14 protein-coding genes are annotated in these 20,079 nt (G+C 61.3%); 8 read left to right on the plus strand and 6 right to left on the minus strand.

Translation table 11 applies throughout. The features are described 5' to 3' along the window. Positions 1 to 116: 116 nt before the first annotated feature. Positions 117 to 3,050 carry a bifunctional [glutamate--ammonia ligase]-adenylyl-L-tyrosine phosphorylase/[glutamate--ammonia-ligase] adenylyltransferase gene (glnE, locus tag IAE38_RS05320; RefSeq protein ID WP_201216395.1) on the minus strand — a complete coding sequence of 978 codons (2,934 nt, stop codon included), beginning with the start codon at positions 3,048 to 3,050 and terminating at the stop codon, positions 117 to 119. Positions 3,051 to 3,433: 383 nt separating this feature from the next. Between glnE and aceE the strand changes: the two genes are divergently transcribed. The 5 genes from aceE (at position 3,434) to IAE38_RS05345 (ending at position 12,136) form a co-directional block, all read left to right on the plus strand. Then, positions 3,434 to 6,079 carry a pyruvate dehydrogenase (acetyl-transferring), homodimeric type gene (gene aceE, locus IAE38_RS05325; protein WP_201162157.1) on the plus strand — a complete coding sequence of 882 codons (2,646 nt, stop codon included), beginning with the start codon at positions 3,434 to 3,436 and terminating at the stop codon, positions 6,077 to 6,079. 13 nt (positions 6,080 to 6,092) lie between these two features. Then, complete coding sequence (aceF, locus tag IAE38_RS05330; protein ID WP_201162159.1) at positions 6,093 to 7,745, plus strand: dihydrolipoyllysine-residue acetyltransferase; 1,653 nt, start codon at positions 6,093 to 6,095, stop codon at positions 7,743 to 7,745. Between the two features lie 253 nt (positions 7,746 to 7,998). Continuing rightward, entirely contained in the window at positions 7,999 to 10,686 is a 2,688-nt protein-coding gene (locus IAE38_RS05335; RefSeq protein WP_201216397.1) for a putative bifunctional diguanylate cyclase/phosphodiesterase, read from the plus strand. Between the two features lie 154 nt (positions 10,687 to 10,840). Beyond that, positions 10,841 to 11,509 (plus strand): peptide-methionine (S)-S-oxide reductase MsrA, encoded by a 669-nt coding sequence (gene msrA, locus IAE38_RS05340; protein WP_028635269.1) that lies wholly within the window; start codon positions 10,841 to 10,843, stop codon positions 11,507 to 11,509. A gap of 3 nt (positions 11,510 to 11,512) precedes the next feature. Then, a complete protein-coding gene (locus IAE38_RS05345) occupies positions 11,513 to 12,136 on the plus strand; it encodes a glutathione S-transferase (RefSeq protein WP_201216399.1) in 624 nt (207 codons plus the stop codon). Positions 12,137 to 12,202: 66 nt separating this feature from the next. On the opposite strand, the gene rloA2 is transcribed toward IAE38_RS05345, so the two are convergent. Next, positions 12,203 to 12,703: a retropepsin-like aspartic peptidase RloA2 gene (gene rloA2 / locus IAE38_RS05350; protein ID WP_201162164.1), complete on the minus strand. Its 501-nt coding sequence runs from the start codon at positions 12,701 to 12,703 to the stop codon at positions 12,203 to 12,205. Between the two features lie 182 nt (positions 12,704 to 12,885). On the opposite strand from rloA2, the gene IAE38_RS05355 reads away from it, so the two are divergent. Then, entirely contained in the window at positions 12,886 to 13,773 is an 888-nt protein-coding gene (locus IAE38_RS05355) for an acyltransferase (RefSeq protein ID WP_201216401.1), read from the plus strand. Between the two features lie 66 nt (positions 13,774 to 13,839). On the opposite strand, the gene IAE38_RS05360 is transcribed toward IAE38_RS05355, so the two are convergent. Then, positions 13,840 to 14,406 (minus strand): DUF2780 domain-containing protein, encoded by a 567-nt coding sequence (locus IAE38_RS05360; RefSeq protein ID WP_201216403.1) that lies wholly within the window; start codon positions 14,404 to 14,406, stop codon positions 13,840 to 13,842. A gap of 215 nt (positions 14,407 to 14,621) precedes the next feature. Between IAE38_RS05360 and IAE38_RS05365 the strand changes: the two genes are divergently transcribed. Next, positions 14,622 to 15,518, plus strand: a complete 897-nt coding sequence (locus IAE38_RS05365; RefSeq protein ID WP_201216405.1) for an RHS repeat-associated core domain-containing protein — start codon at positions 14,622 to 14,624, stop codon at positions 15,516 to 15,518. 461 nt (positions 15,519 to 15,979) lie between these two features. Then, positions 15,980 to 16,891, plus strand: coding sequence for an RHS repeat-associated core domain-containing protein (locus tag IAE38_RS05370; protein WP_201216407.1), 912 nt, complete (start codon positions 15,980 to 15,982; stop codon positions 16,889 to 16,891). An 82-nt stretch (positions 16,892 to 16,973) separates the two neighbouring features. Here the strand turns inward: IAE38_RS05370 and fdhA are convergent, their stop codons facing one another. The 3 genes from fdhA to IAE38_RS05385 all read right to left on the minus strand — a co-directional run bounded on the left by fdhA (position 16,974) and on the right by IAE38_RS05385 (position 19,961). Then, positions 16,974 to 18,173, minus strand: a complete 1,200-nt coding sequence (fdhA, locus tag IAE38_RS05375) for a formaldehyde dehydrogenase, glutathione-independent (RefSeq protein WP_201162173.1) — start codon at positions 18,171 to 18,173, stop codon at positions 16,974 to 16,976. A 286-nt stretch (positions 18,174 to 18,459) separates the two neighbouring features. Further along, complete coding sequence (purU, locus tag IAE38_RS05380) at positions 18,460 to 19,317, minus strand: formyltetrahydrofolate deformylase (RefSeq protein ID WP_201162182.1); 858 nt, start codon at positions 19,315 to 19,317, stop codon at positions 18,460 to 18,462. 11 nt (positions 19,318 to 19,328) lie between these two features. Then, positions 19,329 to 19,961 (minus strand): sarcosine oxidase subunit gamma, encoded by a 633-nt coding sequence (locus tag IAE38_RS05385; RefSeq protein ID WP_028635274.1) that lies wholly within the window; start codon positions 19,959 to 19,961, stop codon positions 19,329 to 19,331. Between the last annotated feature and the right edge of the window lie 118 nt (positions 19,962 to 20,079).

Here is a 20,079-nt window from a genome sequence, read left to right on the forward strand (position 1 = left end):
AGGCTGCAGGCTGCGGTAAGCCTGGCCTCCCCTCTTTATATTCAGGCTATGTGGCGGACAGTGTACCACCCACGTGGGCCATTCGCGGGCAAGCCCGCCTACAGGCGATAGGCCCTTCACGTAAGGCCCAGCTCACCCCATATACGCCGTACCTCACGGCGTTCATCGGCAAACTGCGCCGCGTCGATCACCCCGGCCTGCTTCTGCAATGCCTGGCGGTGCGAGGCCGAGCGGAACGCCTTGTACACTTCACGCAACAACGCCGCGTCGCTGGCCGGCATCAGGTGCGCCTGCTCCAGCTCTTCCAGGATGCGGATATTATCGGTCCATCGCAGTATGGCCGCGTGGTCGTGCGACCAGGCCAAAGCGGCGTATTGCACCATAAATTCGATATCGACGATACCGCCCGCATCCTGCTTGATGTCAAAGGGCATGCCGGCATCGAATGCATTGGCCGCCGTGCCGGCAGCGGTTGCCTTGGTGCCCAGGTTGTCACGCATCTTGGCGCGCATTTCACTCACGTCGATGCGCAGCTTTTCCAGGTCCCGAGGCTGGCCCAGTACCTGGGCACGTACGCCCTCGAAGGCTGCGCCCACCTGCGGGCAACCTACCAGCACCCGTGCGCGTACCAGGGCCTGGTGTTCCCAGGTCCAGGCTTCGTTCTGCTGGTAGCGTTCAAACGCCCCCAGCGAGCTGACCAGCAGCCCGGATGCGCCAGAAGGCCGCAAGCGCATGTCCACGTCGTACAGCTGCCCCGAGTTGGTCTGGGTGGTCAGCAGGTGAATGATGCGCTGGCCCAGGCGGGTGAAGAACTGCGCGCTGTCGATAGGTTTGGCGCCGTCGGTTTCCGCCTGCGGGTCGCCGTCGTGGATGAACACCAGGTCAAGGTCCGAGCCATGACCCAGCTCCAGGCCGCCGACCTTGCCGTAACCAATGATGATGAAGCCCGGGTCGCAGGGGCTGCCGTCGCTGCGCACGGGCTGGCCGTGGCGGGCCACAGTCTGGCGCCAGGCCAGGGCCAGCACCTGGTCGAGGATGGCTTCGGCCAGCCAGGTAAGGTAGTCGCTGACCTTCATCAGCGGTAGGTTGCCGCTGATTTCAGAGGCCGCCACGCGCAGGCTGTGGGCCAGCTTGAAGTGGCGCAAGGCCTCCATCTGCTGCTCCAGGTCGTCCTCGGGGATACGGGTCAGCCTTTCACGCAGCTCGCTGGCCAGCTCCGGCGCCAACGGCGGGCTGAACAGGCGCCCTTCGTTGAGCAGCTCATCGAGCAGCAACGGGTAGCGGGCAATCTGCTCGGCAATCCACGGGCTGGCCGCGCACAGCGTCAACAGCCTCCGCAACGCCCCGGGGTTTTCCGTCAGCAGCACCAGGTAGGCCGAACGCCGCGCCACGGCTTCGACCAGCGGCAACACCCGCTCCAGCACCAGGTCGGGGTTTTCGTGTTCGATGGCCTGGGCCAGCAGGCGCGGGATGAAGGCATCCAGGCGCTCGCGCCCGATACGCTGCATCGAGCGCAACTGCGGGCTGGAGCGCAGTGCCGCCAGGCGGCGCAAGGCTTCAACGGGTTGCCGGAAGCCGGCTTGTTCAAGCTGGCGGCCCGCTGCTTCCTCGTCCTGGGCCTGCTCCCACAGCGGCGACCACTCGCCGCCCACCACCAGCTCGCTTTCACCGTCCTCGTCATCCGGGTCGGCGATCACCTGCCGGAAATGCCAGTCGATACGGCCCCGCCAGTGGCTGAGCTGGGCCCGGAAGCCCTGCCAGTCAGCAAACCCGAGCATGTACGCAACCCGTGCCTGGTCGGTGTCGCTTTCGGGCAGCATCTGCGTCTGGCGGTCGGCAATGGCCTGGATGGCATGCTCGGTATAGCGCAGAAACGCATACCCCTCGCGCAGCTCCGCCACCACAGCGGGCGGCAGGTAGCTCTGCCCCTCCAGCGTTGCCAGCACCTTGAGCAGCGGCCGCTGTTGCAGGCTCAGGTCCCGCCCGCCATGGATCAGCTGGAAGGCCTGGGCAATGAACTCCACCTCGCGGATACCACCAGCACCCAGCTTGATGTTGTCGGCCATGCCCTTGCGCCGCACTTCCTGCTGGATCAACTGCTTCATGGTGCGCAGGGCTTCGATTGCCGAAAAATCCAGGTACCGGCGGTACACGAACGGGCGCAGCATTTCTTGCAACTGCGCACCGGCTGCCTGGTCCCCGGCCACCACCCGCGCCTTGATCATGGCATAGCGTTCCCAGTCGCGGCCCTGGTCCTGGTAGTACTGCTCCAGCGCATTGAAACTGAGCACCAGTGCGCCAGACGAGCCGTAGGGCCGCAGGCGCATGTCGACGCGGAACACGAAGCCGTCGACGGTGACAGGGTCCAGCGCCTTGATCAGGCGCTGCCCCAGGCGGGTGAAGAATTCCTGGTTATCCAGCGAACGCTTCACACCTTCGGTTTCGCCACCCTCCGGGAAGGCGAAAATCAGGTCGATGTCCGACGACAGGTTCAGCTCGCCGGCCCCAAGCTTGCCCATGCCCAGCACCACCATGTGCTGCGGCTGGCCACTGCGGTTACCAATGGGCGTGCCGAACTGCTGGCAGTGGCGCGGGTACAGCCACTGGTACGCTTCATCGATGGCGGCATCGGCCAGGTCGGACAGGTCGCGGCAGGTCTCAGCCAGGTCGGCTTGGCGGGTGATGTCCCGCCAGATGATCCGCAGTTGCTGGCGGTTGCGCTCACGGCGCAGGTTACGCGCCAGTTCTTCTTCTGTTTGCGCCGCCTGGGCTACCTCGGCGACCTGGGCACGCAGCTCCCCGGGCGCATGGCGCCGGTCCAGAGCGCCCGCAGCCAGCAGGCCGAAGAGCATGGAAGGGTCACGCTGGGCCAAACCGAGCACGAAATCGCTGGCGGCGGCCACCTGATCGAATTGCTGGCGGTGCAGCGGGCTCCAGAGGCTCAGGTCCAGGCCGGGGTGGGCAGCCACGGCATCTTGCAGAAACTGTCCATTGCGCGTGGCCAGTGGCTGCAGGGCAGGTGGCAGATCGGAGGGCAAAGGTAGGCGCATGGTCTATCCTTGATCGGCGTGAAAAGGGAGAGGGAAAGCGGCCAAGGAGACACCGGCCCACGGTTGGACTGTCGTACAAAGGTTGGAAATAGCTGAAATGCCTGATTTTGTGGCAACAAACATCAATGACCACCCGTTCGCGACTCACTACCAACCAACATGAACGTTTTTCCTCACAAGCCGAGATGCGACCGAACGTCGCACAGCTGTAGTTTTACTACTACCCATGGCGTGCAAAGGCATGAAATGAGAAAGCAAATGTAGTAAAACTACACGGCGCCGGACGATACCCCGGTATTCCAAGAATTCACGACGTCTGCCCATAAGGCCAGTCGCAATCTCAGGCAATCGATTCTGGTTGCCTTTCCGCCCTGGAGCAAGCCATGCAAGACCTCGATCCAATCGAAACCCAGGAATGGCTGGATGCCCTGGAGTCGGTCCTCGACAAAGAAGGCGAAGACCGCGCTCATTACCTGATGACCCGTATGGGCGAGCTGGCCACCCGTAGTGGCTCTCAGCTGCCGTATGCGATCACCACGCCATACCGCAACACCATCCCTGTCACCCACGAAGCACGCATGCCTGGCGACCTGTTCATGGAACGCCGCATTCGCTCGATGGTGCGTTGGAACGCCCTGGCCATGGTCATGCGCACCAACCTGAAAGACTCGGACCTGGGCGGACACATCTCCAGCTTCGCCTCCAGCGCCACCCTGTACGACATCGGTTTCAACTACTTCTTCCAGGCCCCGACCGAAGAACACGGCGGCGACCTGGTGTTCTTCCAGGGCCACGCCTCGCCAGGCGTCTACGCCCGCGCCTTCATGGAAGGCCGCATCAGCGAAGAACAGATGAACAACTTCCGTCAGGAAGTGGACGGCAACGGCCTGTCCTCGTACCCACACCCGTGGCTGATGCCTGACTTCTGGCAGTTCCCGACCGTATCGATGGGTCTGGGCCCGATCCAGGCCATCTACCAGGCACGCTTCATGAAGTACCTGGAAGCCCGTGGCTTCATCCCGGCCGGCAAGCAGAAAGTCTGGTGCTTCATGGGCGACGGCGAGTGCGACGAGCCGGAATCCCTGGGTGCCATTTCCCTGGCCGGCCGCGAGAAGCTGGACAACCTGATCTTTGTCATCAACTGCAACCTGCAGCGCCTCGACGGCCCTGTACGCGGTAACGGCAAGATCATCCAGGAACTCGAAGGCGTGTTCCGTGGCGGTGGCTGGAACGTCAACAAAGTGGTCTGGGGCCGTTTCTGGGACCCACTGCTGGCCAAGGACACCAACGGTGCCCTGCAGCGCCGCATGGACGAAGTCATCGACGGCGAGTACCAGAACTACAAGGCCAAAGACGGCGCCTACGTGCGTGAGCACTTCTTCAACACCCCAGAGCTCAAGGCCATGGTCGAAGACCTGTCGGACGACGAGATCTGGAAGCTCAACCGTGGCGGCCACGACCCGTACAAGGTTTACGCGGCGTACCACCAGGCTGTTAACCACAAAGAGCAGCCGACCGTTATCCTGGCCAAGACCATCAAGGGCTACGGCACCGGTGCGGGCGAAGCCAAGAACACCGCGCACAACACCAAGAAGGTCGACGTCGACAGCCTGCGTAAATTCCGCGACCGCTTCGACATCCCGGTCAAGGATGCAGAGCTGGAGAACCTGCCGTTCTTCAAGCCTGAAGAAGGTTCCGCCGAAGCCAAGTACCTGGCCGAGCGCCGCGCAGCCCTGGGCGGTTTCGTGCCGCAGCGCCGCGCCAAGAGCTTCAGCGTGCCTACCCCGCCACTGGAAACGCTGAAAGCGATCCTGGACGGCTCGGGCGACCGCGAAATCTCCACCACCATGGCCTTCGTGCGTATTCTGGCGCAGCTGGTCAAGGACAAGGAAATCGGCCAGCGCATCGTGCCGATCATTCCGGACGAAGCCCGTACCTTCGGTATGGAAGGCATGTTCCGCCAGCTGGGCATCTACTCGTCGGTCGGCCAGCTCTACGAGCCTGTCGACAAAGACCAGGTGATGTTCTACCGCGAAGACAAGAAGGGCCAGATCCTCGAGGAAGGCATCAACGAAGCCGGCGCCATGTCGTCGTTCATCGCTGCCGGTACCTCGTACAGCTGCCACAACCAGCCGATGCTGCCGTTCTACATCTTCTACTCGATGTTCGGCTTCCAGCGCATTGGCGACCTGGCCTGGGCCGCTGGCGACAGCCGCACCCGTGGCTTCCTGATCGGCGGTACTGCCGGCCGTACCACGCTCAACGGTGAAGGCCTGCAGCACGAAGACGGTCACAGCCACATGATGGCCGGTACCATCCCGAACTGCCGCACCTACGATCCCACCTACGGCTATGAGCTGGCGGTGATCATCCAGGACGGCATGAAGAAGATGACCGAAGAGCAACAGGACATCTTCTACTACATCACCGTGATGAACGAATCCTACCAGCAGCCTGCCATCCCGGCCGGTGCCGAGGAAGGCATCATCAAGGGCATGTACCTGCTGGAAGAAGACACCCGTGAAGCCGCACACCATGTGCAGCTGATGGGCTCGGGCACCATCCTGCGCGAAGTGCGCGAGGCAGCGAAGATCCTGCGTGAAGAGTTCAACGTCGGTGCCGACGTGTGGAGCGTCACCAGCTTCAACGAACTGCGCCGTGACGGCCTGGCCGTGGAACGCGCCAACCGCCTCAAGCCTGGCCAGAAGCCACAGCAGACCTACGTCGAGCAGTGCCTGACCGGTCGCAAAGGCCCGGTGATCGCGTCTACCGACTACATGAAGCTGTTCGCCGAACAGATTCGCCAGTGGGTGCCAAGCAAAGAGTTCAAGGTCCTGGGTACCGACGGTTACGGTCGCAGCGACAGCCGCAAGAAGCTGCGTCACTTCTTCGAAGTCGACCGCCACTTCGTGGTGCTGGCTGCCCTGGAAGCCCTGGCTGACCGTGGCGAGATCGAACCCAAGGTTGTGGCTGACGCCATCGTCAAGTTCGGTATCGACCCGGACAAGCGCAACCCCCTGGACTGCTGAGGAGTATTTTTAAGTGAGCGAACTCATTCGCGTACCTGACATCGGCAGCGGTGAAGGTGAAATCATCGAGCTGTTCGTCAAGGTCGGTGACCGTATCGAGGCCGACCAGAGCCTGCTGACCCTGGAGTCCGACAAGGCCTCCATGGAGATCCCGGCGCCGAAGGCTGGTGTGGTCAAGGAACTGAAGGTCAAGCTGGGCGACCGCCTGAAGGAAGGCGACGAACTGCTGGTACTGGAAGCCGAAGGTGCCGCTGCTGCGGCCCCTGAGGCACCGGCGGCCGAGCAGAAGCCTGCAGCAGAAGCAGCGGCGCCAGCGCCTGCCGCAGAAGCTGCCCCGGCCCCCGCTGCTGCACCGGCTGCGGCCAGCGTGCAGGACATCCACGTGCCGGATATCGGTTCGTCGGGCAAGGCCAAGATCATCGAGGTACTGGTGAAGGCTGGCGATACCGTCGAAGCCGACCAGTCGCTGATCACCCTGGAGTCCGACAAAGCCTCCATGGAAATCCCGTCCCCCGCCGCCGGCGTGGTGAAGGAAGTCATCGCCAAGCTGGACGATGAGGTTGGTACCGGCGACCTGATCCTCAAGCTGGAAGTGGCGGGCGCCGCGCCGGCTTCTGCTCCAGCCCCTGCGGCTGCGGCGCCGGCGAAGGCCGAGGCTGAACAGGCCCCGGCGGCAAGTGCTCCTGCGCCTGCCGCCCCTGCCGCTGCACCTGCACCTGCTGCCGCTGCGCCGGCTGCCAGCAGCAACGCCAAGGTTCATGCCGGCCCTGCCGTGCGCCAGCTGGCCCGTGAATTCGGCGTCGAGCTGGGCGCAGTGGCGGCCAGCGGCCCACACGGTCGCATCCTGAAAGAAGACGTGCAGGTTTACGTCAAGGCCATGATGCAGAAGGCCAAGGAAGCACCCGCAGCTGCCGGTGCCACCGGTGGCGCAGGCATCCCGCCGATCCCTGCCGTGGACTTCAGCAAGTTTGGTGAAGTGGAAGAGGTGGCCCTGACCCGCCTGATGCAGGTCGGTGCTGCCAACCTGCACCGCAGCTGGCTGAACGTGCCGCACGTCACCCAGTTCGATTCTGCCGACATCACCGAGCTGGAAGCCTTCCGCGTGGCGCAGAAGGCTGTGGCCGAGAAAGCAGGCGTGAAGCTGACCGTGCTGCCGTTGCTGCTCAAGGCCTGCGCCTTCCTGCTCAAGGAACTGCCAGACTTCAACAGCTCGCTGGCCCCAAGCGGCAAGGCGATCATCCGCAAGAAGTACGTCAACGTCGGTTTCGCCGTGGACACCCCGGATGGCCTGCTGGTACCGGTGATCAAGAACGTCGACCAGAAGAGCCTGCTGCAACTGGCTGCCGAAGCTGCGGCGCTGGCCGAAAAAGCCCGCACCAAGAAGCTGTCGGCTGACGAGATGCAGGGCGCCTGCTTCACCATCTCCAGCCTCGGCCACATTGGCGGCACCGGCTTCACGCCGATCGTCAACGCACCGGAAGTTGCAATCCTGGGGGTTTCGAAAGCCACCATGCAGCCGGTCTGGGATGGCAAGGCCTTCCAGCCCAAGCTGATGCTGCCGCTGTCGCTGTCCTACGATCACCGTGTGATCAATGGCGCCGCCGCCGCGCGCTTCACCAAGCGTCTGGGCGATGTGCTGGGCGACATCCGCACCCTGCTGCTGTAACGCTGCACGCTGCCCCTCCTGGCGAGGGGCAGGACTTTTTTCGAGCTGCCACGCTCGTACCTCAACCCCGTCGTTTGGCGGGGCTTTTTTTTGTCCGCCGAAAAACCCAAGGCGATCTAACTTTCCCGCTCACCCGGCCGATAACCATTACACACCCTCAAACATGGCCGCTTGCCAGCCATAGGGACATGATGCAACCTTGCCAGATTCGACGTGGTCCAACGGGCGCGTTCCCTCTTCAAGCGAGTCTTCGATGAAAAGCCAAACCGATGCCGCCAGCCGTGTGGCGGCCGAGGTCGTCACGCCGTTACCCGTGCCGTCGCGGCTGGGTATGCTGCGGTTCGAAAGGCTCAACGAGGCAAGCTGGTCGCTGTTGTACCTGGACCCGGCCTGTGAGCGCCAGTTTGGCCTGCACGCCGGCGATTTGTGCGCCCTGGTGGATGCCCCCTACGCCAGCCTGATGGAGCCTGAGGCCCGCTACCGGCTGCACGACGACATCCAACTGCAATTGGCCCAGCGTGCCTATTACCGGGTGCGCTACACGCTGCATACCCCAAGCGCCTCACTGCGCATGCTGGAAGTGGGCGAAGGCTACAAGCAACACAACCGCCAGTTGCTGCGCGGCTACCTGAGCGTGCTGGACGACCACCCCGAAGACACCGGCGAGACCGCCAGTGAGCTTGAGTCGCGCAACAACCGCCTGCAACTGGCCCTGCAACTGAACCAGCGTGCCCAGCAGGAACAACTGGAGCACCTGGAGCGGGTGCGCAGCCAGCAAGACCTCATCCTGCGCCTGGCACGCCAGCGGTACAGCGCCGAAAACTCACTGCTTGAAGCCGCCGAATTGATCACCCGCAGTGCCTGCGAAATCTACAAGATCGACTGCGCTGGCATCTGGCACCTGGAAGACCAGCGCCTCGAACCCATCACCGCCTGGTACAGCGACGTGCAGGCCTACCGCCAGCCCGAAGCCATTGACGCCAGCCGCTTCCCCGACTACCTGGACGCCCTGCACGCCAGCCGGGCCATCGACGCCCACAATGCCGGCCACGACCCCCGCACCCGCGCCCTGTTGCAAAGCATGGGGCCCGGCAACAAGGCGATGCTCGACGCCAGTATCCGCGTCGACGGCCAGGTGGTAGGCGTGCTGTGCCTTGAGCAGACCGGGCAGACGCGCGCCTGGCAGTCAGACGAAATTGCCTTTGCCGGCGAGCTGGCCGACCAGTTCGCCCAGGTGATCACCAACCACAACCGCCGTGCCGCCACCAGCGCGCTGCACCTGTTCCAGCGAGCGGTGGAACAAAGTGCAAGTGCCTTCCTGCTGGTGAACCGCGATGGCCAGGTGGAATATGTAAACCCGAGTTTCACCGCCATTACCCAGTACAGCACCGATGAAGTCCAGGGCCACCATCTGGGGGAGTTGCCCGCGCTGGAAAACCTCAACGAACTGCTGTTCGATTCCCCTTCCAGCCTGGCCATGGGCAACAGCTGGCAGGGCGAATTCAAAAGCCGGCGCAAGAACCTGGAGCCCTACTGGGGCCAGTTGTCGATCTCCAAGGTGTACGGCGACAACCGCGAGCTGACCCACTACATCGGCATCTACGAAGACGTCACCCAGACCAAGCTGGCGCAGCAGCGCATCGAGCGGCTGGCCTACACCGACAACCTGACCAACCTGGGTAACCGCCCTGCCTTCATCCGCAGCCTGGACGAATGCTTCGCCCGCGACGTGCAAAACGCCATGTGCCTGTTGTTGGTAGACATTGACAACTTCAAGCGCATCAACGACAGCCTGGGCCACCACACCGGCGACAAGCTGCTGATCAGCCTGGCCAGGCGCCTGCGCAACAGCCTGCACGCCGGCGGCATCCTGGCGCGCTTCGCCAGTAACGAGTTTGCCGTGCTGCTCGACGACACCAGCCTGGAAGCGGGCCAGAGCGTGGCGCAGCAGTTGCTGCATACCCTCGACAAGCCGATGTTCGTCGACAACCAGTTGATCAACGTCACCGCCTCGGTAGGCCTGGCCAGTGCGCCGCAGCACGGTGCCGACCCCACCAGCCTGATGAAGAACGCAGGCCTTGCCCTGCACAAGGCCAAGGCCAACGGCAAGCACCAGGTGCAGGTGTTCACCGAGGTGCTCAATGCCGAAGCCAGCTACAAGCTGTTCGTCGAGAACAACCTGCGCCGCGCGCTGACCCAGAACGAGCTGGAGGTGTTCTACCAGCCCAAGCTGTGCCTGCGCAGTGGCCGGCTGCTGGGCCTGGAAGCCTTGCTGCGCTGGAACCACCCCGAGCGCGGCATGATCCGCCCGGACCAGTTCATCAGCGTCGCCGAAGAAACCGGCCTGATCATCCCCATCGGCAAATGGGTGGTGCGCCAATCCTGTCGCATGAGCAAAGCGTTGCGCGAAGCCGGCATGGGCAACCTGCATGTGGCCATCAACCTGTCGCCCAAGCAGTTCTCCGACCCGGACCTGGTGGCCTCGATCAGCAGCATCATTCGCGAGGAGGGACTGCCGGCACACCTGCTGGAACTGGAACTGACCGAAGGGCTGCTGCTGGAGGCCAGCGACGACACGCACCGCCAGCTGGATGAACTGAAAGCCCTTGGCCTGACCCTGGCCATGGACGACTTTGGCACCGGCTACTCATCGCTGAGCTACCTGAAGAAGTTTCCGATCGACATTCTCAAGATCGACCGCAGCTTCATCAATGATATCCCGGACAACCAGGACGACATGGAAATCACCTCGGCGGTGGTGGCCATGGCGCACAACCTGAAGCTGAAAGTGGTGGCAGAAGGCATCGAGACGCCTGCCCAGCTGGCGTTCCTGCGCCGCCACCGCTGCGATATTGGCCAGGGATACCTGTTCGACCGGCCGATTCCAGGGCGCGAGCTTGCCGAGCGATTGAAGCGTTACCCACGCGGGCCGGTGGCCTGACAGCAGCATAAACCTCGGGCACTATAGAGCCCATGAGGGCCTCTTCGCCCACAAGCCCACCACGGATTTCGAATACTGTGAAAGGCCTGTGGGAGCGGGTTTACCCGCGAATGCCTCAGCCCCTATCCAACTGAAAAAACACAGAGGAACGGCCATGGTCCTGCGTTCGGAAATCCTGGTGAACAAAAACGTCATGCCTACAGCGGAACAGGCCCTGCCTGGCCGCGAAACGCCAATGAGCCTGCCCGAATTCCACTACGTGTTCGAAGGCACCCCGCTACTCGGCCCCTTCTTCGAAGGCGCTATCGACTTCGCCATTTTCGGCCTGGGTTGCTTCTGGGGCGCCGAGCGCCGCTTCTGGCAGCGTGAGGGCGTGGTCAGCACCGTGGTCGGCTACGCGGGCGGCTTCACCCCGAACCCTACCTACGAAGAAGTCTGCTCGGGCCTGACCGGCCACACCGAAGTGGTGCTGGTGGTGTTCGACAAGGACAAGGTCAGCTACCGCGAGCTGCTGGCCATGTTCTGGGAACTGCACAACCCGACCCAAGGCATGCGCCAGGGCAACGATGTCGGCACCCAGTACCGCTCGGCCATCTACTGCACCAGCCCGGAACAGCTGGAGCAGGCCAAGGCCAGCCGCGACGCCTTCCAGGCCGAACTGAGCAAGGCTGGCTTCGGCGAAATCACCACTGAAATAGACCAGGCACCGACGGTGTACTTCGCCGAGGCCTACCACCAGCAGTACCTGGCCAAGAACCCCCAGGGCTACTGCGGTATCGGCGGTACCGGCGTGTGCCTGCCGCCTAGCCTGCAGGGTAACTGAAGCATGAGCACGATGACCCTGTTTCACGCCCCCTTGTCGCCATTCGTGCGCAAGGTCATGGTGGTATTGCACGAAACCGGCCAGCTGCAGCGTGTGAAACTGCACACGGTGAATATAAGCCCGGTGAGCGGCGATGCGCAGCTCAACCAGGGCAACCCGATCGGCAAGATCCCGGCCCTGCGCCTGGATGACGGCACCGTGCTGCATGACAGCCGGGTCATCTGCGAATACCTTGACCAGCAGCACGTGGGCCAGCCGCTGCTACCCCGGGAGGGCTCTGCCCGCTGGCGGCGCATGACGCTGGCATCCCAGGCCGATGCAATCATGGATGCGGCGGTTTCCAGCCGCTACGAAAGCTTCTTGCGGCCTGAGGACAAGCGTTGGGGCGGGTGGCTGGAGGCTCAGGCCGAAAAAATCCGCCGCAGCCTCGCCGACCTGGAGCAGGAGCATCTGGCTGAGCTGGCATCCGGGTTCGACCTGGCAGCCATCGGCCTGGCGTGTGCACTGGGGTATCTGGACCTGCGCCAGCCCGAGTTTGGCTGGCGGGAGCGCCAGCCAGGGTTGGCAGCGTGGTATGCCGAGGTGAGCTTGCGGCCGTCCATGGTAGCGACCGCTCCAGCGGCCTGAGCGGCCTCATCGCGGGTTTACCCGCGATTGTCCCTGCCCATTTTTAAGATGCAAACCTCAACCCATTCAGCAACCCGGCTTGCCCGCCGTATACTTCTTGGCCGGGTTGACTGCAGCCTTGAACTCGCGCAGAGCTTTGGCGCCCACCAGCAGCGGGTAATTGAAGTGGCTGCGGTCCACGAGGTTGACCTCGACCGTACGCTTCACATCGCCCAGGCAAAGCTCAAGGTCTACCACCGGCCGTTTGGTTGCCTCGGGCGCATCCCCTTCATCGTCCTCTTCGGCGCGCGCCTTGATCTTGCTGATGCGCGATACCTTGTGCTCATACACCTTGCCGTCCGCATCCTGGGTGGCGAGGCGGAAGCGCACCCACTCCTCCCCGTCACGGGTGAAGCGTTCGATATCCTTGGCCGACAACGATGCCGTGTAGGCGCCGGTGTCCATCTTGGCTTTCAGCGTTTCACCGATCTCCGGCAGTGCGATGTTTTCGTAACGTCCATACACGGTAGGCTCGGCGGCCATCACCGGTAGCGCCAACAGTGACAGCAGGGCAAACAGAGGTTTCACAGGCAAGCTTCCTTGAAAGGGGTCGGTGCTTAGACTGCACCGGCAGAAGAGGTTCGCTGTCACAAGCCTAACCAACATAATGTGAAACATTTGTCTTCATCGCAGCGCATTGGACATTTGGCGTAGGCCAACGCCCTGCTTATCATTGCCAACAGTTTTCATCCCACAACAAGAGTTTCCTTATGCGTCGCCTGCTGACCGGCATTCTCACCACCACCCTGCTGCTGCTCAACACCCTGGTGTTGATCGGCCCGCTGCTGGTATTCGCCCTGATCAAACTGGTGCTGCCGGGGCGTGGCCGCGACTACGCCTCATGGGCAGTGATGTGGGTGGCCGAAACCTGGTCGGAAATCGACAAAGCCATCTTCGCCCTGTGCATCCCTACCCGGTGGGACATTCGCGGTGTCGAAAGCCTGCGCAAAGACACCTCGTACCTGGCGGTGAGCAACCACCAAAGCTGGGTCGATATCCCCGCATTGATCGAAAGCCTCAACCGCCGCACGCCGTTCTTCAAATTCTTCCTGAAAAAAGAGCTGATCTGGGTGCCGCTGCTGGGCCTGGCCTGGTGGGGCCTGGACTACCCCTTCATGAAGCGTTACAGCAAGGCGTTTCTGGAGAAGCACCCCGAGCTCAAGGGCAAGGACCTGGAAATCACCAAGGCCGCCTGTGAGCTGTTCCGGCGCCAACCGGTGACCGTGGTCAATTACCTGGAAGGCACCCGCTTCACCGAAGCCAAGCGGTTGGAGCAGCAGTCCCCCTATCGCCACCTGCTCAAACCCAAGGCGGGTGGCGTGGCGTTTGTGCTGGCGGCATTGGGCGAGCAGCTGGATGCCCTGCTGGACGTGACAATCGTATATCCCGGCAACAAGGCGCCGGGGTTCTGGGACCTGCTCAATGGCAGTGTCAGCCGGGTGATCATTGATATTCAGGTACGCGAACTGGACCCCGCGCTGTGGGCGGGAGATTACGAGAACGATCCGGAGTTTCGCCAGACGATACAGGCCTGGGTGAACCGGTTGTGGGTGGAGAAGGACCTGCGGATTGAGCAATTGCGGGGCGAAATGGGCTGAACTATTCGCCGCCTGGCTTGGGCCACTTCGCGGGTAAACCCGCTCCCACAGTGCCCGCGCCGACCGTCAGACCGAAGGCTGGACTAACGGCGCCGGCGCCGTCCACAAGCTACCCAGGTTCTGCAACAACGACCCGGCAATCCCTTGCTGCCCCAGGTACTGCAGAATCAACGGCGCGAACTGCCCGATCATGCCGGTATCCATGCCCAACGCCTTGAACGCGCTGTCCAGGTCATTGCGGTTTTCGACATTGCCCAGCGCATTGCTCAGCGCCGAGCGCTGCCCAGTATGCTTACCGAGCAGTTCACCGAGACCATTAAGGCTACCCAGTGCATTTGCGCCCGCCAGCAGGTCCAGACCGGGCACCGCCTTGGTCAGCTGGCCGTATTCATCACCACTGAGGTTGTTGCGCGCCAGGCCCAGCATGGCGCCAGCGCCGCCTAGCGCTTGTTCCGGGCTGATCTTGAGTTCGCTGCCGAGGGTGTTGAGCAGGTCGGCCTGCGCTTGCGGGGCCTGTACGTTGCCTTGCTCGCCCTGCATGGCCGAAACGACGTTGGCGGCGTCGTTGAGGTTGAAGGCGAACACCGGGCTAGCGGCCAGGGTCATCAGGGTTGCCAGGGTGACTGCTTTCATCGTAACGGGCCTCGTTGACCACAATGGTCGGAAACGACGTGTTGGACTGGAAGCCCAGGGGAATGTTTCAGGCCGCGCGTCGGCTGAAACGGCATAACGAACCTCCGCTTATGGAGGCTCACTGATACTTTTGCTAGTTGAGGCTCACCGATAATCGTCAAACACTCGACGCAGCCGCTGTAACGATCAGCCTGTTCATAATGGGGACCTGTGTCATGTTGAAAGATGCCAATTACCGTATGTTCCATGCTGGCGAGCATCTTGTCACAGTGGTCCATGCACACGGCGGTACATCCTTGCTACGCGCTGGACGACTACCGCTCGCCCAATTGAGCACAGAGCAGCCGCACGCCTCGTTGCTACTGGCTTCGGATGAGAAAGCGTCGGTGCTCAAGGTCCTGCAAAACCGCCATGGGCAGCCCATCACTTATGATGTGTATGGCTATGCCTTGTCGCACAGCGAGTCGTTACTGAGGTTCGATGGCGAATTTCAGGATGCCATCACCCACTTGATATACATGGGCAACGGTAAACGCTGCCGTGATCCAAGGATGAGTCGGTTTCTCCAGCCGGATGAGCTGTCGCCCTTCGGCAAGGGAGGGGTGAATACCTATGGGTACGTATCGGGTGACCCGGTCAACCGCATCGATCCGTCCGGGCAGTTCTCGTGGCTGATCAAGGCTTTTCGAAGGGTTCAAAAGTTTTTCGGCAAGGGTAAAAACTCACCACCTCAACACGAAAATTTCGAGATGGTCATTGTGAACGACCGGCAGCGCTCGCCACAACCTGGACCGTCGCGGCTGGCTTCACAAACCGTAATGACTCAGATGTCGAATGATTCGAGGACCGCAGGTACAACGACTACAACATTGATCAGTGCACCTGACGCCGGTTCGCGCAAATTTTTACGGTATGAAACTTCCCGTGAGGGAACCTATGTTGTCTATCGAACGGGTGGAGGGATTCTTGTGCGAGCACACTACCCAACACATGAAATCACCGTCCAACCGGACGGGTACACGCTACCTGACGGGTTCACAATTCCCTATAACAGAAGCAGGGTGGTTTCAAACCCCAGTTCGGCAAGAGACAGAGTGAGATGCTCGCAGTGAGCCCAGCGTGCTACGCGGCAGCGATACGGCCAGCATGGCAGCCGAAGCCAATTGCAGTTTTGCTGAGGGCACGCAAGGGTGGCGCTGTACGCGGGGCGCTAGCCTCCAAGTGACCAACGGGGCAGGTAGGGAGCTACCCGATGACAGACCTGATAATTCTGTCAGTTGCGTCCTCTAAGCAAGCCATGGACACTTTTCCTGTGACCTACCGAGACAACGGGAGCTGCCGATGAACACGCATACACCTACAGCGCTGTATTATTTTCAAGGCGGGCCGTCAGTTAGCGTTGAACACGGCAAGTCAGCGAACTCCGTTTTCCATAACGAAAACACGCCGCTTGCAGAGTTCCGATAAAACGCGTCTTTCTATAACACACCGCTTGCGATCAATGCCGCGAACTCGAGCCAGCAGCCAGGTCGAAAGCGAAGCGTAATAGAGCGAATTTCACGAGGCACTAAAGATGAATAACAAGCCAACGATGTATTTTTACCAGAATAAAAAAATAACCACCATCAAATCAGATAATCACGCTAGCTCCGTCCTTCGAAGCAATGAAGCAATTTTAGCTGAACGCCCCATGCAAACGCCGAATGCCACCCGTCTTTATGCAACTAGCGAGTCGGGATCGGTACTAAGATCTTCGCTTTCCGATTCAGCAGCACATAACTATTCCGCCTATGGCCATGGCGCAATGCTGAACAGCTCCATGTTTGCATTTAATGGCGAAATGTGGCAGCAGCCTTCAGCAAAATACCTCCTCGGGGATGGATACAGACTTTACAGCCCCGCGATCATGCGTTTTCTGTCGCCAGACATTCTCAGCCCCTTCGGTGAGGGCGGCATCAATCCCTTCAATTATTGTGGGGGTGACCCAATCAATTATACGGATCCATCAGGCGCTTTTCGCATATTTTTCAAAACCCGAGGCCGCCCGCGAGTTCCCAAGGCACTTAAAAAACTCCCGCCTCCAGAGCACGAGCCATCATCTCCAAACCCTCCACTTTACAATTCGATAGACGATGAATTGCCCCCTCCTTCTTACATTAGCACGATTACAAGCTCCCAGAGTGAACTAGCGACTGTCCTACCAGAGCCGAAAAAACAGCTGGGAAAATTTTCAAAACGGATCGGTCACTTCGACCAATACCTTGAACGACAAGAAATAAAACTCGAAAAAGCTGAAAAATACCACTTCAATATTTTACAGAGACAAGGACGTTACCCAGCGAACGACAGGATCCAACAAACCCTCAGCTATCTGGAGCGAAGAGCCGAATACGATATCAATTATTACAACAATAAAATAACGAAATTTACAATGGATAGAGATCACATCGTGTTTTGGGTGGAAAAGATTCGCACCGCCCGTTAGATAGCGCTCACCCTGCAGCGATGTATGAACAGACTGCAGTATAAGGACCCCTCAACCAGCCAAGGGGTCCTTATTCAACGCCTCACGCAGCACTAAACGTCCTGTGCGGGTCAATCACAAACTTCTTCGGCACGCCCGCGTCGAATTCGCCATACCCTTCCGGCGCCTGATCCAAGCTGATCACCTGCACCCCAACGATCTCAGCGATATTGATGCGGTCCCACATGATCGCCTGCATCAGCTGGCGGTTGTACTTCATGGTTGGGGTCTGACCGGTATGGAAGCTGTGCGACTTGGCCCAGCCCAAGCCGAAGCGGATGCTCAGTGCGCCGATCTTGGCGGCGGCATCCACCGCACCCGGGTCTTCAGTCACGTACAGGCCGGGGATACCGATTTGGCCGGCAACACGGGTGACCTGCATCAGCGAGTTGAGCACCGTGGCCGGGGCCTCATGCTTGGCGCCTTCATGGCCATGGCCGCGGGCTTCGAAGCCAACGGCATCGACAGCGCAATCCACTTCTGGCTCGCCGAGGATGTCGACGATCTGTTCGTGCAGCGGGGTGTCCTTGGACAGGTCGACCACTTCGAAGCCCTGGGACTTGGCGTGGGCCAGGCGAGCCGGGTTAAGGTCGCCGACGATGACGCAGGCAGCGCCCAGCAGGCGGGCCGAAGCAGCGGCAGCCAGGCCGACCGGGCCAGCGCCCGCGACGTAAACGGTGCTGCCAGGGCCAACGCCCGCAGTCACGGCACCGTGGTAGCCGGTTGGCAGGATGTCGGACAGGCAGGTCAGGTCACGGATTTTCTCCATGGCCTTGTCGCGCTCAGGCAGTTTCAGCAGGTTGAAGTCGGCGTATGGCACCAGCACGTACTCGGCCTGGCCGCCGGTCCAGTCGCCCATGTCTACATAGCCATAGGCACCACCGGCACGGGCCGGGTTGACAGTGAGGCAGACACCCGTGTGCATTTCTTTGCAGGAGCGGCAACGGCCGCAGGCCACGTTGAACGGTACCGATACCAGGTCACCGATCTGCATGCGCTCGACGTCGCTGCCCTTCTCGACGATTTCACCGGTGATTTCGTGCCCCAGCACCAGGCCGACCTGGGCAGTGGTGCGGCCGCGGACCATGTGCTGGTCAGAGCCGCAGATGTTGGTGGAAACCACCTTGAGGATCACGCCGTGCTCGATTTTCTTGCCGCGCGGATCTTGCATCTTGGGGTAGTCGATCTTTTGTACTTCGACCTTGCCAGCGCCGAGATACACCACTCCACGGTTACCAGACATGCTCTTACCTCGCTTGATTTGTACTTATGCAGCGGTGGTTGAACGCGCCGCCATCCATGGGCGGCATGTGTTACTGGAATGAAGGGAATTGTGGGCCGGATAAAGCGGGGTGCACTGACTGGGAGCGACAGGGAGATGCCTTTTAGCGGCAGGGGTGTCGTTGGCGGGTAAGAGAGGGATCAGACGGAGGCGGTGAGCTGTACCAGCTTTTCGCGGCTAAAGCCGCTCCTACAGGGACCGCGTCAACTTGCAGGAGCGGCTTTAGCCGAGAAGAGGCCGGTACAGGCTAGAGCACAACCGTCCGGTTGGCGTTGAGGAACACTCGTTTTTCGATGTGATACCCCACCGCCCTCGCCAGCGTCAGGCATTCGATGTCACGCCCCTTGGCGATCAGGTCTTCGGGGTAATGGCTGTGGTCCACCACTTCGACGCCCTGGGCGATGATCGGCCCTTCGTCCAGGTCGTTGTTGATGTAGTGCGCGGTGGCACCGACCATCTTCACACCCTTGTTGTAGGCCTGGTGATAAGGCTTGGCGCCTTTGAACCCAGGCAACAGCGAGTGGTGGATGTTGATTGCCCAGCCATCCAGGCGCCGGCACAACTCGGGCGACAGCACTTGCATGTAACGGGCAAGAATCACCAGCTCGGCACCCGTGTCCTCGATCACCTGCAGCACCTTGCGTTCTTGCCCGGGCTTGTCATTGGGGTCGAGGGCAAAGTGGTAGTAAGGGATCTTGTGCCAGTGGGCCAATGGCTCCAGGTCGGGGTGGTTGGACACCACCGCCACCACGTCCATGGCCAGCTGGCCAATGCGCTGACGATACAGCAGGTCATTCAGGCAGTGGTCGGCCTTGGACACCATGATCACCACCTTGGGGCGGTGGTTGGGCGCGGTCAGCTCGAAGGCCATGCCAAAAGCCTGGCTGCGTTCGGCCAGGCCTGCACGCAGGCCGTGTTCGTCAAAACCGTCAGGTACGCGAAACTCCACGCGGATGAAGAACCGCCCTGACAACCGGTCATCGAAGGAGTGGTGCTCCGTGACGTAGCAGCGTTGCTCGAAGAGATAACGCGTCACCACGTCGACGGTACCGAGCATGCTCGGGCAGTCGGCGGTGAGAATCCAGGTATCCGGTGCCCGACTCATGGTGTTTCTCCTTAGGCCTCGATGGCCAGACCGTACTCAGCCGATGCGTCCTGCAGCCACAACCACCAGTAGTCCGAGAAGCTGCGGCGGATTACCAGTTCCCAGGTGTCTTCGGCCGTACGGCGGATCACCAGTTGCGACTTGGCGAACACGGTGCCCACAGCCTTGCCGACCGGGAAGTTGTTCGGGTGTACATCGTAGCTGGTGGACTTCATCAGCACTTCGCGCACGTTCGGGCCGCGCAGCTCCAGCAGGCTCTGCCCACCGCTGACGTTGACCACCTGGATGTGCTGGCCTTCAAGGGCAGCACGCAGCTTTTGCTCCACCGCCAGTTCCTGGCCGCCGGGTACGATCAGCAGCCACTCATCCGGCCCCACCCACTGCAGCGACATGTCGTTGCTGGCGACCACGGTCAGCGCGACCGGCAGCTCGAGGCCCAGGGCCTTGTGCACACCAGCGGCGAATTCCGGGTTATGGCCGTCACCCCGCAGGGTGAGGTGGCCAAGGAACTTGCGTTCACGCAGGATCACGCCTGCATTGTTGCGGCCCTTGCCCACCAGGCTGGCCAGGTCGGCATGGTGCAGCGGCGACTGGGCCTTGGCCTCGGCGCCGGGGTTTTGCTGGAAGACGTTGATAGCGCTCATTTCTTACCTGCCTTGAATTCTGTAGGTCGCGTACGGTGCCATGGCGGGTGGTGCATCCTGTAGGAGTGGATTTACCCGCTCCTACAGGGACCTCATTACCCGCCCGGCACCGTTTGCC

It is taken from the genome of Pseudomonas sp. S32, from assembly GCF_016648095.1.
GTDB classification, from domain to species: domain Bacteria; phylum Pseudomonadota; class Gammaproteobacteria; order Pseudomonadales; family Pseudomonadaceae; genus Aquipseudomonas; species Aquipseudomonas parafulva.